Raw genomic sequence first — 19,727 nt, forward strand, 5'->3', positions numbered from 1 at the left:
CAGGTCGGGCGAGTTTTTTAGTTCCGACGTGCAAAGGTTTTTCTATGAAAGCAACTTCTGCACACGTCGGGCGAAGCGTTAGTTTTAGAAATTACAGTGGCTATGTCACATTTAAGTTTGTGGCATAGCCATTTTTTATTTTGTTTTATGTCGTTTAATAAAAAATAAAACCCAAACCGTAGGGGCGGATATACAATCCGCCCCTACAATTGATAATTACTTAAAAGAAAAATAAAAACAGCCACGGTTAAAAAATAACCATGGCTGTGAAATTATAATTCAAAACTAAACCTTACCAAGAGCGAGCCATTCCAAAGACTTAGGAAAAGGTTTCGCCCGCCTTGAAATGATGTTTATTTTTAAAGCGAAGTCCTGCAAGGCGGAAATAAAAGACTCGCCCGACCTGTGATGATGTTTAATTTTATATCCGCCCTTTGCAGGTCGGATATAAAATAATTAACCGACTAAAAATCCTTCTATTATTTTTTCTTCGGCTTCTTCTTCTGTGAGGCCTAAGGTTCTCAGCTTCAAAATCTGCTCGCCGGCGATTTTACCGATTGCGGCTTCGTGGATAAGTGCTGCGTCGATGTTTCCTGCGAAAAGCTCGGGAGCTGCGCTTACTGTACCGTTTCCAACAAGGATTGCGTCACATTCTGAGTGACCTGTGCAGCGTGTGTTGCCCTTGATTACGGAACGGAACTCCTGGTGTGAGTTGTCCTTGGCAACTGAACGGGAAATAAGGTCGCAGGCGGAATCCTCGCCGTCCATTGTTACGGAAAAGTCTGTGTAAGCTGTCTCGTTTCCGTCGGTCATAATTCTTTCGGTGATGAGAAGCTTTGCACGTGCGCCAACTGTTCCGGAGGTCTTTCTCACGGTGCTGTCAACGCCGCTTATCTGGGTTGTATCCATTTCAAGAACGGAATCCTCATCAAGAGCCACGTATGTTACAGGGTCAATTCTTCTCTGACCGTCGCCCTCGCCGACGCCTATGTGCTTTTCCTTGTAAACAACATGGGCGTTTTTGCCTACGAAAAATCTGTGAATACCGTTGTGGCTTGACTCGCTGTGACCGTCGCTGTGAATACCGCAGCCGGCAACTATTACAACGTCGGAATTTTCACCCACATAAAAATCGTTGTACACAAGGTCCTCAACGCCGCTGTGGGTTACACATGCCGGAATGTACACTGTTTCGCCGATTGTGTTTGGCTTTATGTGGATTTCAATTCCGGGATTGTCGGTTTTTGGTACTATTGAAATATTCTTTGAGGACTGTCTTCCGGCACAGCCGCCGTCCTCTCTTATATTATAGGCTGAATTTTCAAAATCTATTTCCCCGTCGGAGATAAGATTTAAAAGCTCCTTTGTAATGCTGTTCATGTTTGCAACTTCACTCATGCTGTGTACACCTTCTTTCCTTTAGGGCACTGCATTGCCTTTTCGTCTGCCAAAAGCTCGGGCAATACTTCTTCCTTAGTTCCTCTTGTTCTAACCTTGCCGTTTGCGATTACAACAATCTCGTCGGCAATTTCCAAAATTCTCTCCTGATGGGAAATAATCAAAAGGGAATTGTTTGTTTTCTCTTTAAGCTCCTTGAATGCGTCGATAAGACCGGAGAAGCTCCAAAGGTCGATACCTGCTTCAGGCTCGTCAAAAACAGAAAGCTTTGTGTTTGTTCTTGCCAAAACAGTGGCGATTTCAATTCTCTTTATCTCGCCGCCGGAAAGGCTTGCGTTTACTTCTCTGTCGATGTAATCCTTTGTGCAAAGTCCAACTCTTCCAAGGATGGTGCAGTACTTATCTTCAGAAAGCTTTCCGCCGTGGGCAAGCTCCAAAAGATTTCTGACTGTAAGACCTTTAAAGCGGACAGGCTGCTGGAAAGCGTAACCGATACCCTTTAAGGCTCTTTCTGTTATATTTAATTCTGTAATGTCCTCGCCGTCAAGATAAATTTTACCTGCTGAGGGAGTTTCAAGACCTGCGATAATTTTTGCAAGGGAGGTTTTACCGCCGCCGTTGGGACCTGTAATAACAGTAAGCTTTCCCTCCGGTATTTCAAGATTTATTCCGTTTAAAATCTGCTCTCCGCCGGGGACAGACCATGTGATATTTTCAAGCTTTAACATTTGTATTTCCTTTCCGTATTCCCGGTTTAACTCCGGTGTACTTTATTTTATCTGTCAAATCCTTTTTACAAGCCGAATACAAATACAATCAAAGGAAGCTGACAAATTTCCGGCAAAAATGCCATATATATACAGTTTATATTTTATTGCAAAACGCAGATAATGTCAATTTAGTATTTACATTATCCATAAAAAATAACCGTAAAAACTCTATTTACTTTTTTCTGGAAATATATTATCATAACAGAAGAAATAAATCTGTTGCAAATGCAACAAAAGGAGATAAAAATGAATTTTTCCGACAATTTTCTTTTTGAAAATATCAAGGACGGCGACTTTCAAAAAATGATGTGCTGTTTTACTCCGAAAATAGAGAATTTTAAGAAAAATCAGATTGTCTGCGATTTCGGAAAAAATCCGGGAATTGTTGGCATTATCCGTGAGGGAACAGCCATAACCGTGCGAAACGGCATAAACGGAAACCGCACAATTTTGGAAAGCCTTGAGGAAGGGGACATTTTCGGCGAAGCCTTTACCGTCTGCGATAAATTAAGCGACGGAATTTTTGTAATCTGCGAAGAGGACTGTCAGGTTATGTTTATGGATTACAGAAATATTCTGCACCGCTGTTCCTCTGGATGTCAGGCACATAACAGGCTTTTAGAAAACTTTTTCTATATGCTGGCAAGGCGTTCTGTAATGTTAAGCCGCCGTGTGGAGCTTTTAAGCCGCCGCACTATAAGGGATAAAATACTGTGCTATCTCAGCATGGAAAGCTGTTCCCAAAAAACAAGAAAAATCCGCCTGCCCATGAGTCTTTCAAATCTCTCGGATTATCTCTGCGTTGACCGAAGCGCAATGATGAGGGAGATTAAAAAACTCAACGATGAGGGCATAATAAAAAGCGAAAAGAAATTTATAACCATTTTAGACAACAGTATAGATGAGGATATATAAGGAGGACGAATATGTCAAATAACAATCTTGAAATCGAAAGAAAATATCTTATAAAAATGCCCGATATGGAGGAGCTTAGAAAAACCGAAAATTACGACTGGTCGGAGATTGAACAGGTTTATGTAAACGACACAATGGACGGCATGTTTGGAAGAATAAGGAAAAGGGGGGAAAATGGTGTTTATAAATACTATAAAACCTTTAAAAAGGATGTAACCGCCGTAACCCGTGTGGAAATAGAAAGCGAAATTTCCGAAAAAGAATATACAGACCTGAAAAAGCACTGCCGTGAGGGCTTTGGAGTTATAGAGAAAACCCGCCATGTGTTTGATTATAAAGGCTTGACCTTTGAGCTGGATATTTTCCCATTTTGGAACGATAAAGCCTTCCTTGAAGCCGAGGTCTCCTCAGAAGATACAGAAATCCCGATACCTGACTTTATAGAGGTTATAAAAGAGGTAACGGAAGATATAAGCTATAGAAATTCAGCTTTGGCTGTATGGGTTTTTGAAAACACAGACCATTAAAAAATTCCCCTGCAATAACTGCGGGGGATTTTCTGTAATAAATATGTTTTTACAATACTTGAAAGAGATTTCTTATTCTGATAAGATAAAAACAAAAACAAGCTAAATGATAGTGAGCCATTCTAAAGAATAAAGAAAAGGTCTCGCCCGCCTTGAAATGAACTTAATTTTTAAACCAAACCTTTGCAAGGCGGAAACAAAAAAAGCGGAAATAAAAAATAAGGAGTATAAATCATGATTAAGGGCGTTGTGTTTGATATGGACGGGCTGATGTTTGATACGGAGAAAATTGTTTTCCGCAACTGGTCCATTGTTATGAAAGAAAATAATTACGACTACAATATGGATATTTATAAAAAAACCGTGGGTCTTCGCCATGCTGAAACGGAAAAGCTTAACAAGTCAATTTACGGCGAGGATTTTGACTATCAGACACTGAGGACAAGGGTTTCCCGGATGTATGTTGAGTACACCGCTCAGTTCGGCGTGCCGAAAAAAGAGGGACTTACGGAGCTTTTGGAGTTTTTAAAGGAAAATAAAATTCTGACAGCGGTCGCCACCTCCACAAGAGAGGAAAGCGCCTCAAGAACCTTGAAAATTGCAGGGGTGACGGAGTATTTCTCAGCTTTTATGTTTGGAGATACGGTGAAAAAAGGAAAGCCCGACCCGGAAATTTTTGAAAGGGCAAGGCTTTTGATTGGCACGGAAAAGGAAAATACACTGGCTTTGGAGGACAGCATAAACGGCGTTAAATCGGCTTATAACGCAGGCTTGAAAACAGTTATGGTTCCGGATATGCTGGAGCCTGACGAGGAAACTCAGAAGCTTCTGTACGGAAAATGCAGAAATCTTAAAGAAGTTATCACCATTGTTAAAAATGAAAATAACATGTAAAATTCATAAATTCATCACCTGATAAGAGATGGCTGTCCTTGAATTTTATTGAATATTTGATATAATTATTATGTGCAGTATATTAAAGTAATTCTGTTTGCAACGGAGTGATATTTTGAAAACTATTGATATTGTTGTACCATGCTACAACGAGGAAGAAGGACTTGAATATTTTATTCAGGAAACCAATAAGGTCATTGATACCATAGAAAATTACAAATTCAGATACATACTTGTAAACGACGGAAGCCGTGACAAAACATATCTTGTTATGAAAAAGCTGGCTGAAAAATATTTCTTTGTAAAATATCTTTCATTTTCCAGAAATTTCGGCAAAGAGGCGGCAATGTACGCAGGTCTTAAACATTCAACCGCCGACTATGTCATTGTTATGGACGCAGACTTGCAGCATCCTCCTGCAATGTTCCCTAAAATGCTTGAAGCAATTGAAGAGGGTTACGACTGCTGCGCCGCAATGCGCTCTACAAGAAAAGGCGAGTCGAAAATAAGAAGCTTTTTCTCAAGAACCTTTTACAGAATTTCAAATAAAATTACAGATGTTAAAATGCCATACGGAGCGGTTGACTTCAGAATTATGTCAAGACAGATGGTAAATTCCATTTTGGAGCTTTCCGAGGTTCAGAGATTCAGCAAGGGAATTTTCTGCTGGGTTGGATTTAACACAAAGTGGATTCCATATGAGAATGTTGAAAGAGTAATGGGAACAACGAAATGGAGCTTCTGGGGACTTTTCCGCTATGCTATCGACGGAATTACCGCTTTTTCCGTTGCTCCTTTGAGATTTATCTCAGTTCTGGGATTTTTAATAAGCTTAGTTTCTTTTATTTATATAATAGTTACCCTTATTCAGACCTTGGCTTTCGGTATTGATGTGCCGGGTTATGTTACAAACCTCTGCGCTACTCTGTTTTTGGGCGGAATTACCGTGCTTTCAGTGGGCGTTTTGGGTGAGTATATCGGCAGAATTTATATGGAAACAAAGGACAGGCCTATCTACATTTTGAAATATTCAAATTTTGAATGTGATAAGGGCATCTGTACTCCGTTCCCTGAAAAAGACGTGGTTGACCACGATACCGTTGAAGTTGAAGAGCTTACGGAAAATGAAGAAGCTGAAAACCAAGAGTTTGCGGAGGATTCCGAAGAAGAATGAAAGAATTTTTAAAGAAGTTTTTTGACGAAAAGTTTTTTAAGTTTATAATTGTGGGCGTAATCAATACCCTTGTGGGTATGGGAATTATGTTCGGCCTTTATAATCTTGCTAACCTGAAAGCTCTGGACAGCGGCTATCTTTTCGATGATATGGGCTACTGGATTTCCAGTGCTGCCAACTACATAATCGCAAGTATTTTAAGCTACTTTTTGAATAAGCATTTTACTTTCAAAAATAAAGAAAAAGGGGGCAAACCTGTTTTAAGGTTCGCCCTGAATATAGCTGTTTGTTATCTGCTTGCCTATGGAATTGCAAAGCCGCTTACAGTTTTGGTTTTGGGAGGAACTTCCCTTTCTGAGTCATTGCAGACAAATATAGCAATGCTTGCCGGCTCAGTTTTCTTTGTGGGATTTAATTATATAGGTCAAAGATTTTTCGCATTTAAAGAAAAAGAGGATAGTTCTGTAAAAGAAAAATAAATAAAACCCAGCCGAGAGCGAGCCATTCCAAAGACTAAGAAAAACGCCTCGCCCGACCTGTGCAGGTGTTTATTTCTTAGAGTTACCCTTGCAGGTCGGAACTAAAAAATACCGCCGTTGACTTTTAGGGTTACGCCGGTGATGAATGAGGAGCTGTCGTCGGCTAAAAATTCAACGGCTTTCGCAACGTCACGGGGAGTGCCGAGACGCTGAACGGGAGTTTCTTCACGGAGACTTTCCAAAGTTTCCTCGTCGAAACCGCTCATCATGTTGGTCATGATAACGCCCGGGGAAACACAGTTTACTGTAATTCCTGAGGGGGCAACTTCCTTTGCCAAGGCCTTTGTAAGTCCGATAAGTCCGGCTTTTGCGGCGCTGTAGTGGACTTCGCAGGAACCGCCAACCTCACCCCACATGGAAGCGATGTTTATTATTCTTCCGCTTTTTTCGTGTATCATGTAAGGGAGAACCGCACGGCACATGTAAAAAGCTCCGGTAAGATGAGTGTTTATCATGTTGTACCAGTCCTCGTCGGTTATGTCGGTGAAAAGCTTCTGCTGGGCAATTCCGGCGTTGTTTACAAGAACCTGTATTTTTTCAAAGGATGTGGCTGCGGTTTTTACCACGTTGTTTACATCCTCAAGGGACTTGACGTCGCATTTCATAACAAGCACCTGGACGCCGTAATTTTCCCAGATAACCTGGGCGAGATTTTCACATTCCTCACGGTGAGTGTTGTAGGTGAGAACAAGGTGGTATTTCATTTTTGCCAAAGCCACGGCAATGGCTCTGCCTATTCCGCCGGAAGCTCCGGTTACAATGGCTGCGCTCATAATATCAATCCTTTCGCATATATTTTTTAAGGCAATTATAACCTATCGGTTTTATAAATTCAAGTTTTTAAGAGAAAAAATAAGAAATTCAGTATTTATTACTGTTTTATAAATTTAATTAACAAGTCAGACAGGAGAATTTTTAATGAATATTTGTATTTTTGGTTCAGCCAGCAACAGGATTGACCCATCATATATTGAAGCTGTTGAAAGCTTAGGTGAAAAACTTGCAAAGCAGGGTCATGCTCTGATATACGGAGCAGGCTCCGGCGGACTTATGGGAGCTTCCGCAAGGGGATTTTACAGAGGAAAAGGAAAAATAACCGGAATTGCCCCGGAATTTTTCACAGAAACAAAGGTTGACGGAGAGCTTTTCGAGCAGTGCGACGAGATGATTTACACAGACACCATGAGAATCCGCAAGCAGAAAATGGAACACGCCGCAGATATTTTCGTGGTTGTTCCGGGCGGTTTGGGAACCTTTGACGAGGTTTTTGAAATCCTCACATTAAGACAGCTCAGACAGCTCAATAAGGAAATTTATTTTTATAATATCAACGGATATTACGACGAGATGTTTGCTTTTCTGGAAACCTCAAAAGCTAAAGGTTTTATATCCCAGAATTTCGAGGATCTGTTTACGGTTTTCAACGATGAAAAATCACTTTTAGACGCTATTTCCTCTAAAAATAAAGCTTAATTAAAAATTACACGGCTCTGTTACAATAAATCTTGTGACAGAGCCGTTTTTGAATTGTATAATTTTTTATGTAACTCTCTCACATATTATGGGAAAAGCACTTTACAAAATAATTTTGCTGTGGTATTATCTCTATAGACCCCACGGGGGTGGTGTATTTTTAATAAATAATCAAGGGGTGATATAAATGAAAGAAAAATACGATATAACGGGAATGACCTGCAGTGCTTGCAGTGCTCATGTGGAAAAGGCTGTCAAAAAGCTTGAGGGCATGAAAAATGTCAGCGTAAATCTTTTGCAGAATTCCATGACGGTTGAATACGATGAGAGTATTTTAAACTCACAAAATATTATAGATGCGGTAGTTGATGCAGGATACGGCGCTTCCCTTAAAGACAGCGGAAAAAGCACCGGTCCATCTGCACAGACAAAAAAGGAAAACACAGCAGAAAAGAGCGCCAAGGACATGAAAAAACGCCTTATCAGCTCTTTGTGCTTTTTAGTTCCACTTATGTATGTTTCAATGGGGCATATGCTGGGCGCACCATTGCCGCAGATTTTAAGTCCGGAGTTTAATCCCTTAATCTTTGCGCTTGTTCAGCTTTTCCTGACACTTCCTGTAATGTATATAAACCGAAAATATTTTAGAAACGGCTTTAAGACACTTTTTAAAGGCTCGCCAAATATGGATTCACTTATCGCCATAGGCTCGGGAGCTTCGGCGGTTTACAGCATTTACGTTATCTTTAAAATGGCGTATTCAATGGGTTTTGGTGACATGATGACAGCTCATCACCTTGCAATGGATTTGTATTTTGAGTCCGCCGCAATGATTTTGACACTTATCACCTTGGGCAAATATTTTGAGGCACGTTCAAAAAAGAGAACCTCAGACGCACTTACAAAGCTTATGAACCTTGCCCCGAAAACCGCTGTGGTTGAACGAAACGGCGAAGAAATAGAAATCCCCTCGGAACAGGTTACAGCCGGCGACATAGTAATTATAAAGCCGGGACAGAGTATTCCTGTTGACGGAATTATCGTTGAGGGACGTGGCTCTGTCGACCAGTCCGCCATAACCGGAGAAAGCATACCCGAGGAAAAAACCGTAGGCAGTGCTGTTATCGGCGCAACGGTAAACAAAACCGGTTATTTTAAATTCAAAGCCACGAAGGTGGGTGAGGACACAACACTTGCCCAGATTATAAAGCTTGTGGAGGAAGCAGGCGGCTCGAAAGCTCCTATAGCAAAGCTTGCGGACAAGGTCAGCGGTGTTTTTGTGCCCATAGTAATAACCATTGCGGTAATCACAGCCGCTGTGTGGATGATTTTGGGATATCCTTTCAATTTCGCTTTGACAATGGGAATTTCCGTGCTGGTTATCTCCTGCCCCTGCGCTTTGGGACTTGCCACACCGACAGCCATTATGGTGGGAACAGGAAAGGGAGCTGAAAGCGGAATACTTATAAAATCCGCAGAAGCCTTGGAAACCGCACACCTCATAAATACTGTTGTCCTTGACAAAACAGGAACAATAACCATGGGAACACCAACAGTCACAGACGTTATTCCTGTAAAGGGCGAAAGTCCGGAAAGTCTTGTTTCCCTTGCTCTTTCCCTTGAAAAGCTGTCTGAACACCCGTTATCAGACGCAATAGTGAAATACGGAAAAGAAACAGGGGCAAAGCTCTTAGAAACCAAAAACTTCTTTACAAAAGAGGGCGAGGGCATAGGCGCAGAGATTGAAGGCAGAAAAATACTTGCAGGAAATCTCAAAATGATGCATAATAACGGTATAGCCGCCGACAAAGTGGAAGAAGCCGCCTCATCATTGGCACAGGAGGGAAAAACTCCACTTTATTTCGCCGCAGACGGAAAGCTTCTTGGTATTATAGCCGTTGCGGACACAATAAAACCAACAAGCCCACAGGCTGTTGCCGAATTTGAAAAAATGGGAATTGACGTTGTAATGCTTACCGGCGACAACGCAAAAACCGCCGAGGCAATAAGAAAGAAAGCCGGCGTAAAAAGAGTTGTGGCTCAGGTTATGCCACAGGACAAGGCGGCAGAGGTGCAAAGGCTTCAAGAAGAGGGCAAAAAGGTCGCCATGATAGGGGACGGTATAAACGACGCTCCGGCGCTGGCGTCTGCTGACGTGGGAATAGCCATAGGTGCAGGCACCGACATAGCCATAGAATCGGCGGACGTTGTGCTTATGAAAAGCGATTTACTGGACGGTGTAAACGCAGTCAAGCTCAGCAAAGCTGTTATCAAAAATATTAAGGAAAACCTATTCTGGGCGTTTTTCTACAACGTAATAGGCATACCCATAGCCGCAGGTGTTTTCTACTGGGCAGGACTTACATTAAACCCAATGATAGGTGCGGCGGCAATGAGTTTCAGCTCCGTATTCGTGGTTTCCAACGCTTTAAGACTTAAATTTTTCAAGCCTCTTAAATCCTCGGAATACTGCTCAGGCGCTTGCCCCATAAACGAAAAAACAGACAGTTCGGTAAATATTTCATATATTGAAGCTTCAACAGAAAAACAAACCAAAAAAGAAAAGGAGAACAAACAAATGAAAAAGACAATTATCATTGAAGGCATGATGTGTATGCACTGTGTTGCAAGAGTTCAGAAAGCTTTAGAGGACATAGATGGAGTAACAGCCCACATGGATTTAGACAAGAAAGCCGCATATCTCACCCTTGAAAAGGAAGTTTCCGACGAGGTTTTGACAAAGGCAGTTACAGACGCAGGATATCAGGTAGTTACAATTCTTTAAAAGAATAATTCCACAGAGAAAGGCGGTAAGAAAGATGAAAGCGGACAGAAAAAAGGTTGAAATCCTCATAAAAACCGCAAAGGGACAGCTTGAGGGCGTTTTGAAGATGATAGAAGATAACAGATACTGCATCGACATTTCAAACCAGATAATGGCGGCAAACGCCGTTTTAAACAAAGCCAACCGTGAAATCCTCGCCGCCCACATGAAAAGCTGTGTTTTAGAAGCCGCAAAAAGCGACGACGGCGAAGAAAAAATCGACGAACTCATAAAAGTCATAAACAAACTTTTTTAGTTTCTTTTAAATTCTACAGGACAGGCGGATTTTCAATCCGTCTGTTTTAATATATTTTTTTATATTTTTTATAATATATATTGACTTTTTCAAAAAAACATATATAATATAAATTAAAGATACATATCTATAATCTATACTTAAGGTGAGTGTTTCCAATGTACTATTAATTATATTTTATATAAAAATTACAAATTACCTTACTATTTTACTATATTAAATTAAAGTTATTTATTTTTAAAAACACAATTCACATTATAATTACGAATTATAAAATGATATTTAACAAAAAAATTCTATAATAATGTTTCTTAGTTTTAGTAATATTCTAATATTTATTTAAATGAAAGGAAGTGTAATAAAATGAAATTCACAAAAAAAATAATGTCTATTATTTTAGCTTTATTCTTGATGTCCGTTTCTATTAATAGTGTTTTTGCAAGCGAAATAGTTGAGGATAATAGTACGGGTTATATTTATGAAAAGGATATATTAGATTTAACGTCAGAAGAAATTTTAACATACTCTCAGTATCAGCTGAAATTAAATAACGATAATACTCTTTATTCGTATAACGAAAATGAGGATTTTCAGTTTAATAAGTCTTCCATAATAAATTTATGTACATTAAGCAGCACGAAGACTGTTGGTAATCATGTAATTAAAAAATATACATCATCAGGTATTGTTGATTATCTTAATTTTTGTGATTCTATTCCTGTTGTAACAGAAATAGATAAGTTGTTATATATTGAATATAATGATATTTATAACAATAGTGTAATCTTATCTTATTCTGATAATGGAATTAATGAAATTACTTATTACGATGTAGAGAATGATACTTTTATACAGATAACCAAAGACAATAAACAAAAAATAACAAACTATAGAAATGGTTGTCGTTATGAAATGAGTAAAGAAACAGAAAAAATTATAAATGATTATGCAGAAAAAGGTAATATTTACGAATTAAATGGAAAATACAATTTGAAGGTTACTGAAAATAATGATGGAAGCTATTTTATAGAAGAAATAAATAGCATTCCTCAAATTAGTATGGTTGCTGGAATGACAGATGCAAGTTTGATTGCTGATTTAAAAAATGATTTTCCAGAATACACAAAGGTAGTTAAGCATACAACAACACGTTACAGTGGTTCGCTTGGTCGTACTTTAAACATCCAGGTTAAAGAAAGTAGAAATAGTTATACAAAAAAAAGTGCTAACTTTACAACATTCGCAGTTAACACAACTCTTTCGGCCATAGGAACTTATTTATCTGTTCCTGTAGCAACTGTAAATATTATATTGACAGGTTTAAATATTGCATACAGTGCATATGGGTATATTCAAGAAGCTGTTACATTATATAAAAGTGCTAATATAGAGTATAGTGGTCTTCGCATGGGTTATGTTTATGATAATACTGTATATAATGATTATGTAAAAGTTATTGAGCATTATGGTACTGGTGAGTTTCATGGAGGCTATAATAGTTCTGGACAATTTGCATGGATTGAATATTTAAGTTCTTCCGCATATAGTAAAAGCTATAGTACAATAGCTGATCAATCTGCAAATAATTATAGTGCAGATATTGTGATGAATGGTCTTTGCATGTCATATCGACCTGATTAATATAAAAAAGGGGTTGATTTTATGATGAAACGTATTTACTGCGGAATTTTTGCCTTTATTTTGACAGCTCTCCTTTTCTGCGGATGCGGAACACAGCAAGTAAATCAGGAAATAAAAGCAGAGGAAATTGAAAAATATTACTCACAGTACGCACCAAAATTCGGCGAGGATGTAAGGGCGGTTACAAACGAAGAGGTTCTGGCTCTCTGCGCTGTTGATGAGGAAGCCACCGAGCTTTTTAAGAAAAACATCAAGGAAAGCTTCCCGGAATGTACCGTCTACAAGCCAACGCAGGAGCTTTTAAAGATTCTTCCGGACAATGTTATAAACTGTAGAATAGACAAAATGATACTCAAAGAGGGCGGACCCGAGATAGTTTATGTGGATTACACCGACGGCGACCTTACAAGGGTTATCGCCTGCTATTACGAAAACGAACTGAAAACCCTCTCCATATACTTTGAAGCAGATGATTTATTTGTGGAAATTCAGGGCGACGAGGGTTATAAAACAGAAGATTTCCGAAACGGAAAATAAATTAAACTTTAAAAATATTTAAATAAGGCGGCAGTGGTAAAATAATTACTACTGCCGCCTTTCTTTGAATTTAATAGATTAAAATAAATCAATGTGCTATAATTTAATAAGATATAAAGCTAAACAAACCGAGAGCGAGCCATTCCAAAGAATAAACGAAAGGTTTCGCCCGCCTTGAAATGACGTTTATCTATTAAAAAGAAGTCTTGCAAGGCGGAAATAAAAAAATCGGAAATAAAATAAATAAGGAGGGGTTAGAATGGCTGTAAAGCCGTTGAATATGGAAAAAAACGATTTAACTCAGGGCAGTTTGGTTAAAAGGGTGGTGTTTTTCTCGATTCCCTTTTTGCTTGCCAATATTATACAGGCTCTTTACGGGGCGGCTGACCTGTTTTTTATAGGTCAGTACTGTCCGGCGGAAAGCGTTGCGGCGGTTTCCACGGCAACACAGGTGACACAGATAATCACAAGCATTATTTCAGGTCTTACTCTGGGCGGAACTGTGCTGGTGGGTAAATATGTGGGAATGAAAAGGGAAAAAGAGGTCAAGGAAACAATAGGAACTAATCTGACATTATTTTTCTTTGTAGGAATTATTCTTACGGTTCTGCTTTTAACCTTTGCAGAGCCGATACTCTACGCCTTGCAGACACCGGCGGCGGCTTTTGCAAAGGCAAAGGAATACGTGTGGGTCTGCGGTTTCGGCATAGTTTTTATCTGCGGATACAACGCCATAAGCGCAATTTTAAGAGGCTACGGTGACTCTAAAACTCCCCTTATATTCGTGGCTTTTGCAGGGGTTTTAAATATTATAGGTGACTACATATTTGTAAAATATTTTCATATGGACGTAAGCGGTGCGGCTTTGGCGACTATTATTTCCCAGGGCGTCAGCATGTTCTGCTCAATTATATATCTCAATAAAAAGAAATTTATCTTCACCTTTAAGCTTTCCAATTTTAAAATCGTAAAGTCGAGAGCCATAGAGCTTGCCAAGGTGGGAATCCCAATAACATTACAGGAATGTATGGTTAGACTTTCTTTTTTGTATCTAACCTCGGTGACAAACAGTCTGGGAGTTGCCGCCTCCTCAGCGGTGGGAATTGCTTCAAAATACGACGTTTTCGCCATGCTTCCGGCAACATCGGCGGCAAGCGCATTGGCTTCCGTGGTGGCACAGAATTACGGAGCAGGAAAATACGACAGAATGAATAAATCACTTTTGGTTGGCGTGTGCTTTGCATTGCCTATTTCAATGTGCTTTTTCCTGTGGGCGCAGATATCGCCTGAAACAATGATAGGACTTTTCACAAAGGACGCAGAAACCATAAGTGTAGGCGTGGACTTTTTCAGAACATGCAGTTATGACTATATAGCGGTGCTGTTTGTATTCTGTTTCAACGGCTATTTAAACGGCAGAACAAAGACCCTGTTTACCATGGTGAGCTGCTGTTTCGGAGCATTGGCTTTGAGAATGCCTTTAATTTACCTTGTGTGCAAATATTTCCCCGGAACACTGGGAATTATCGGAACAGTAGCCCCGACAGTTTCCGGAATAATGGCGGTTTATACATTTATTTATATCATGCATTTGATTAGAAAACAGAAAAGGGAACAGACAACCGTTAACACTTATGAATTTGAATAAAAACATAATTCTATAAAAGAAAATAAAAACAGCCATGGTTCAAAAATAAAACCATGGCTGTTAAATTATTAGTATTCAAAATGAAACCCAGTTGATGGCGAACCATTCCAAAGATATAGGAAGAGGTCTCGCCCGACCTGTGCAGAACTTAAAGATTAGATGATACATTTACAGGTCGGATATAAAAAACTCGTCCGCCTTGAAACGAACCTTATTTCCAAGCTAAAGCCTTGCAAGGCGGAACTAAAAAATCTCGCCCGACCTGAAACGGAAGGTTATTTTTATATCCTCCCTTTGCAGGTCGGATATAAAAAACTAAAAGCCTCTGCCGCCGCCACCGCCGTGGGTTCTGCCGCTGGAGCTGGTGTGGGTGGATGAACCGCCGCCTGAGCTTCTGCCGGAACCTCCGCCGGTGTTTCTGGGGATTTTTGTAACAACAACACGCTTGTCAACAAATACATCGTTGCGGTTTTTAAGTGATATTCTTTCAACCGCTTCCGGCGCTGTTGAGTTGCCCTGACCGAATTTTTTATACTTCTGTCTTACTGTAATCAAGAATATGGCAATAACAACTACAAGAACTATAAGGGTGGGAAGCCATGTGACTTTAAGACCGGCAAGCCACTTGTGCCAGAAGCTCTCGTATTTTACGTTTCCGTTTTTGTCAAAGCCGTGACCATCAACTATCCAGCGGTTGCCCTCGCCGTCGATTACAAAGCCTTTTTCGTCTGTGTTTTTCGGCAGACTGCTGTTGATAAAGCTGTCCGCAAGACCGTTTACATATTCGTATGCGCCGCCTATGTTGTCGCTGTCTCTGAGGCAGTCCTCAATGCTGTCGTAAATTTTATCCATGTAATCGTCGTTTACACCCTGTATGGCGTTGCCGCAGGTGGAAATGCAGAACTGACGGGAATTCATATCCACTACAAGCAAAGCGCCGCTGTAATTGTCTTCCGCTTTGCCGAAACCGCAGTAATCGTAAATATCATCGGTTATAGCCTGCATATCCCATTGTTCAACTCCTAAGGTGTTGGTGACAATACCGATATCCCATCCGGTAAGGGATTTTACTTTTTCAATCTGCTGATTTAACTCTTTTTCTTGGCTGTCGGTGTAAATATCCGCCAAGTCAAAAACACGATTGTCTGTGTTTGAAGCGTCGATGCCAAGCTCCGCCCAGCGTGACTCAGCGGAGGTAAAAATCATACATGAACACATAAGTGTGAGGGAGATAGCCAAAGCTGAAATTTTTGAAAGTATTTTCATATTATCATACCTCCCACTGCGCCCAATGTAAGAATTATAAGTCCGATTATAAGGGCGGTTATCGCCACTTTTCTTTTTGACAAAGGCAGTTCGCCGTAAACCTTACCTGTCTGACCGTTCATTCCGTATACATAGATTTTTCCTAAATATTTATATGTCACCATCCAAACAGGAAGCAAAGTATATTTCCACTTTCTTTTTCTCAGGTCAGCTACAAAATTCTGCATATATACGGTAGTATAGCCGTTCATTGTGCTGCGCACCAGATTTTCACAGCGTCTTCTTGACTCTGCGTCTATATCGGCTGAAATTTTATCCTTTTCAATATCACGCTTTTCTGCCTGATATCCTGAAAGATATGCCATGGAAAAATCTCTAATTTTTGACAAATCATAGGGGTGAACGTGCTTTAAAAGGAATGCGTCCTCCTTGCTTAAAGCTCCTCTTATCATATTGTCAATATCGGCGTCGCCCTCACGGAAAACCTGATAAATCTGTGTTTCCGTATATCTTGAATCTCCCACAGTCCAGCTTCTGACCTTTTCGCCCCTTGCAGTTGCGTTTATATAGGTTTCGTCATCTGCGTACCAGTAGGGGAAATACACGCCTGTGATTTTCTCAATCTGTTTTTTGTTCCAAAATCCGGTTGGAAGAAACTTTTTCTTTTTGCAGACCTTTGAAAATTCCTCAATAGCTTTTTCCTTTGAAATTTCAAAGGGGATAACGCAGTCCGGCTTAAAATCTCCGGAAAGTCTTCCCGCAAGCACAACCGGATTATGACAGTAAAAGCACTCTGTCGCCGCTGTTGTGTCCGTTGTGACAATCTCTGCGCCGCAGGACGGACAGGTATAGTAAACCGCCTCTTTTTCAAAGGAATCGTCCTGTTTTGTTTCTTCTTTTTGTTCTTGATTTTTTGTCCCGGTATTTTCCTGCTGAGCTTTTTCCGCTCTATCGTTTTCGTTATCTCCAAGAGCCTCGTCCATATCCTTATATTTTTCAATAAGCTCCTGTTCGGTAAACTCGGAATAACAATAGTCGCAGTCAAATTTCTGTTTATCAGCATCAAAAGTCAAAGGTCCACCGCAGTTGGGGCACTTATAACTAACAACCGCCATTCTATGTTCCCTCCCTTATTTTTTATTTCCGCCATGCAAAACTTCGTTTAAAAAATAAACATCATTACATGGCGGGCGAGACCTTTTCCTTATTCTTTGGAATGGCTCGCTTTCTATTGGGTTTACATTATTCTTTTATAGAATAATTATCATGGTATGGGTTACTTTTCATTTAACCCCATAACACACAAAATGTGATTATAAACAACAACCGTGGTTAAAAAGTCAATAACCACGGTTATTCACGGACTTATTTAAAATATTAACTAACCTAAATGCAAGCAAACCATTCTAAGACGCTTGACAAAAGGTTTCGCCCGACCTGTGCAGAATTTTATTTCCTAATACAACCCTTGCAGGTCGGATATAAAAGAAACAGGTCGGATATAAAAATTATAATTTGTTTCCGCAGTTGGGGCAGAATTTTGCTGTTGGTGGAACTTCGGTTCCGCATTCTGTGCAGAAACGCTTTGTGTTTTCCGGCTTTTTGCTTCCGCAGTTTGGACAGAATTTTCCTGTACATTCCGTTCCGCAGGAACAAAGCCAGCCGCCCTCTGCCTGTGGCTGTGACTGCTGCTGAACCGGCTGTGTCTGTTGTGGCTGCTGCGGCTGCTGTTGCTGCATTTGTTGCTGAGCCATATTGTTCTGGTGATATCCGCCCAAAATTCCGGCTCCTGCGTTCATTCCGACGCCCATGCCCATAAAGCCTGCCATTGCGCCGCCTGCGTTGCTTCCGGCATCCTTAAGACCCTCGGAAATATTTGCAGCAACGTAACCCTGCTGAACTGCCTGGTCGGAGAGCATTGCGCCCTTGTTTCTCATGTTGATAAGCTTCTGTGATTCCTCGTCGTAGGAAACCTGAATACTTACAGATCTTATCTCCATACCACGGGCATTGCCCCAGTCCTCATCCAGAGTATCCGCCATATATTTTGCAAGCTCTCTGGTTTTTGAGGTCACGTGAGAAATTCTTATACCGTCCGCAGACATCTGGTTAAATGCAGATGAAAGGGCAGTCAAAAACTCGCCTAAATACTGTTTTCTATTAAGCTCGTTGAAATCAACGGAAAGATTTTCCGTAACAGCGTCCTTGCCGATTGCCTCAGCATAGAACTGCAAAGGATTTGTGATTTCTATGGAATACTGACCATGAGCACGCATAAACAGTTCGCTGTTATAGAAATTATCAAAATAGTTTAATGGATTAGGCGTGCCGAAGTTGATACCTTTAAGCTCCTGAAGATTTATATAGAAAACCCTCTGAGCCTGTGGTGTAACGCCGCCGTACTTAATTCTTGAGAAAGCCTCTTTCAGCGTATCTTTAAACTGGCCGTTAAACATAGACGGCATAGAGCTATTGTCAACCTTATAATATCCCGGCTCGGCTGTATAGTCAACAACCTTTCCTCCGTCAACAAGCATCATAAACTGCTTATCGTAAACGTGGATAATAGAACCGTTAGAAACCGTGTTATCTGTTCCCTTTGTGTTTGAACCTCTGCCGTTTCTTTTGCTCATAAGCTGGCCCGGAACAAAACAGGTGGAATCGCTCATTGGCGCAGGTTCTATAACCTCCAGCCACTGGTCGGCAAAACCTCCCGAAACAGTATCAACCAAAGCCTTTATAATACCCATCAAAAATCACCTCTTTTATTTTTATCTCCGCTTTTTTTATTTCCGCCATGCCTAACCTCCAGATGACGGTTAGGTTCTTCACATGGCGGGCGAGACGTTTATTTTATTTCCGACCTGCAAAGGTTTGTTTAAAAATTAAACATCATTTCAGGTTGGTCGAGTTTTTTATTTCCGACCTGCAAAGGTCATTCTAAGAAATTAACATCATTTCAGGTCGGGCGAGACCTTTTCCTTATTATTTGGAATGGCCCGCTCTTTGTAAACTTTAATAATTCTTAATTTTTAATTCTTAATTATTCATTATGAATTAACTTCATTCTTCTATATCAATAAATTTCCACGTATGGATATTTATTTCTCTGACACCTGTTCCGCAGTAGTCGCAGAACTTCTGGCCCGTTGACTTTATCGGTGCGCCGCAGTTGGGGCAGGTCAGTCCCACTGTTCCGCTTGTATGCTCTAATAGCTCATCCTCGTTTTGAATATGCGCCAAAGTCACCGTAAAAGCGGTCTGGGTTTTATAATTTTTATCGCCCTCAAGGATTTCGCCCTTTTCGTCCTCCACATAATGTATATAGCCCACGGCGCTCTGAAATTCCACATAACAGTTGCCGTTTTTCTTTATGTAGTTGCTTATCTGTGTGTCGTGAATTACGATATTTTTACTATGGACGGTCTTTTTAGAATTTTTTAAATCCTCTATAACCGCCTTAGTCTTATTTTCAAGCTCACGGGCACAGGGCAAAAGCTTTGAAGCGTCCTTTAAAGCCACCGCCGAAATATAGCTTCTCAGCATATTTTCGGATTTTTCTTTGTAATGCTCATAGTGGAACTCTGGAAAATCTCTTTCAATCCGGGGGAGAAATATGCTGGTCATGGCTTTTAAGGACTTAGGGGTTTCCGCAAGCATTTCCTTTTGCTGTCTTAAACCCTGGGCGATAGTGTTTGTGCCGAAAGCCTGTCTGGAAAAATTCCTGACCGCTTTTTTAGCCTTAACCACAACGCAAACCACCGCCAAAGCTATTACAGCCAAAATTACAAGCCACCCATACCAAGGCATAAATCTCACCTCTGATTTTTTTAAATTGTATGACAAATGTTGGAAGAAATTTAGG

General features: G+C 40.3%; 18 protein-coding genes. 11 read left to right on the plus strand and 7 right to left on the minus strand.

Translation table 11 applies throughout. The features are described 5' to 3' along the window. Nucleotides 1-456 precede the first annotated feature (456 nt). Together B5F08_RS07645 and B5F08_RS07650 are read right to left on the minus strand one after the other, a co-directional pair. Nucleotides 457-1,398 (minus strand): SufB/SufD family protein, encoded by a 942-nt coding sequence (locus tag B5F08_RS07645; protein WP_242968348.1) that lies wholly within the window; start codon nucleotides 1,396-1,398, stop codon nucleotides 457-459. Then, nucleotides 1,395-2,126: an ABC transporter ATP-binding protein gene (locus B5F08_RS07650; RefSeq protein ID WP_087377999.1), complete on the minus strand. Its 732-nt coding sequence runs from the start codon at nucleotides 2,124-2,126 to the stop codon at nucleotides 1,395-1,397. Before B5F08_RS07650 ends, B5F08_RS07645 begins: the two co-directional genes overlap by 4 nt. Before the next feature lie 288 nt (nucleotides 2,127-2,414). Here B5F08_RS07650 and B5F08_RS07655 point away from each other — a divergent pair, with 288 nt between their 5' ends. The 5 genes from B5F08_RS07655 (at nucleotide 2,415) to B5F08_RS07675 (ending at nucleotide 6,157) form a co-directional block, all read left to right on the plus strand. Continuing rightward, complete coding sequence (locus tag B5F08_RS07655; RefSeq protein WP_158096253.1) at nucleotides 2,415-3,083, plus strand: Crp/Fnr family transcriptional regulator; 669 nt, start codon at nucleotides 2,415-2,417, stop codon at nucleotides 3,081-3,083. 11 nt (nucleotides 3,084-3,094) lie between these two features. Next, entirely contained in the window at nucleotides 3,095-3,610 is a 516-nt protein-coding gene (locus tag B5F08_RS07660; protein ID WP_087378003.1) for a CYTH domain-containing protein, read from the plus strand. Between the two features lie 234 nt (nucleotides 3,611-3,844). Next, a complete protein-coding gene (locus B5F08_RS07665) occupies nucleotides 3,845-4,504 on the plus strand; it encodes an HAD family hydrolase (protein WP_087378005.1) in 660 nt (219 codons plus the stop codon). A 115-nt stretch (nucleotides 4,505-4,619) separates the two neighbouring features. After that, on the plus strand, nucleotides 4,620-5,678 hold the full coding sequence (locus B5F08_RS07670; protein ID WP_087378007.1) for a glycosyltransferase family 2 protein: 1,059 nt from the start codon (nucleotides 4,620-4,622) through the stop codon (nucleotides 5,676-5,678). Continuing rightward, nucleotides 5,675-6,157, plus strand: coding sequence for a GtrA family protein (locus tag B5F08_RS07675; protein WP_087378009.1), 483 nt, complete (start codon nucleotides 5,675-5,677; stop codon nucleotides 6,155-6,157). Before B5F08_RS07670 ends, B5F08_RS07675 begins: the two co-directional genes overlap by 4 nt. Nucleotides 6,158-6,258: 101 nt before the next feature. On the opposite strand, the gene ymfI is transcribed toward B5F08_RS07675, so the two are convergent. Beyond that, complete coding sequence (gene ymfI, locus B5F08_RS07680) at nucleotides 6,259-6,990, minus strand: elongation factor P 5-aminopentanone reductase (RefSeq protein ID WP_087378011.1); 732 nt, start codon at nucleotides 6,988-6,990, stop codon at nucleotides 6,259-6,261. A 145-nt stretch (nucleotides 6,991-7,135) separates the two neighbouring features. On the opposite strand from ymfI, the gene B5F08_RS07685 reads away from it, so the two are divergent. From B5F08_RS07685 to B5F08_RS07710, 6 genes are all read left to right on the plus strand, one after another. Continuing rightward, nucleotides 7,136-7,690 (plus strand): TIGR00730 family Rossman fold protein, encoded by a 555-nt coding sequence (locus B5F08_RS07685; RefSeq protein WP_087378013.1) that lies wholly within the window; start codon nucleotides 7,136-7,138, stop codon nucleotides 7,688-7,690. A gap of 187 nt (nucleotides 7,691-7,877) precedes the next feature. Continuing rightward, entirely contained in the window at nucleotides 7,878-10,475 is a 2,598-nt protein-coding gene (locus B5F08_RS07690) for a heavy metal translocating P-type ATPase (protein ID WP_087378015.1), read from the plus strand. Nucleotides 10,476-10,509: 34 nt separating this feature from the next. Beyond that, nucleotides 10,510-10,770 (plus strand): metal-sensing transcriptional repressor, encoded by a 261-nt coding sequence (locus B5F08_RS07695; protein ID WP_087378017.1) that lies wholly within the window; start codon nucleotides 10,510-10,512, stop codon nucleotides 10,768-10,770. 363 nt (nucleotides 10,771-11,133) lie between these two features. After that, on the plus strand, nucleotides 11,134-12,411 hold the full coding sequence (locus B5F08_RS07700; protein WP_087378019.1) for a hypothetical protein: 1,278 nt from the start codon (nucleotides 11,134-11,136) through the stop codon (nucleotides 12,409-12,411). A gap of 21 nt (nucleotides 12,412-12,432) precedes the next feature. Further along, on the plus strand, nucleotides 12,433-12,948 hold the full coding sequence (locus B5F08_RS07705; protein WP_087378021.1) for a hypothetical protein: 516 nt from the start codon (nucleotides 12,433-12,435) through the stop codon (nucleotides 12,946-12,948). A 259-nt stretch (nucleotides 12,949-13,207) separates the two neighbouring features. After that, a complete protein-coding gene (locus tag B5F08_RS07710) occupies nucleotides 13,208-14,596 on the plus strand; it encodes an MATE family efflux transporter (RefSeq protein ID WP_242968353.1) in 1,389 nt (462 codons plus the stop codon). A gap of 315 nt (nucleotides 14,597-14,911) precedes the next feature. Here B5F08_RS07710 and B5F08_RS07715 read toward each other — a convergent pair whose 3' ends face one another. The 4 genes from B5F08_RS07715 to B5F08_RS07730 form a co-directional block, all read right to left on the minus strand. Continuing rightward, on the minus strand, nucleotides 14,912-15,862 hold the full coding sequence (locus B5F08_RS07715) for a TPM domain-containing protein (protein WP_087378023.1): 951 nt from the start codon (nucleotides 15,860-15,862) through the stop codon (nucleotides 14,912-14,914). Continuing rightward, on the minus strand, nucleotides 15,859-16,977 hold the full coding sequence (locus tag B5F08_RS07720; protein ID WP_087378025.1) for a hypothetical protein: 1,119 nt from the start codon (nucleotides 16,975-16,977) through the stop codon (nucleotides 15,859-15,861). Before B5F08_RS07720 ends, B5F08_RS07715 begins: the two co-directional genes overlap by 4 nt. Before the next feature lie 393 nt (nucleotides 16,978-17,370). Further along, nucleotides 17,371-18,612 (minus strand): SPFH domain-containing protein, encoded by a 1,242-nt coding sequence (locus tag B5F08_RS07725; RefSeq protein ID WP_087378027.1) that lies wholly within the window; start codon nucleotides 18,610-18,612, stop codon nucleotides 17,371-17,373. 313 nt (nucleotides 18,613-18,925) lie between these two features. Then, complete coding sequence (locus B5F08_RS07730) at nucleotides 18,926-19,672, minus strand: zinc ribbon domain-containing protein (protein WP_087378029.1); 747 nt, start codon at nucleotides 19,670-19,672, stop codon at nucleotides 18,926-18,928. Between the last annotated feature and the right edge of the window lie 55 nt (nucleotides 19,673-19,727).

Origin of the sequence: Anaeromassilibacillus sp. An172, assembly GCF_002160515.1 — a bacterium.
Lineage (GTDB): Bacteria > Bacillota > Clostridia > Oscillospirales > Acutalibacteraceae > Limousia > Limousia pullorum.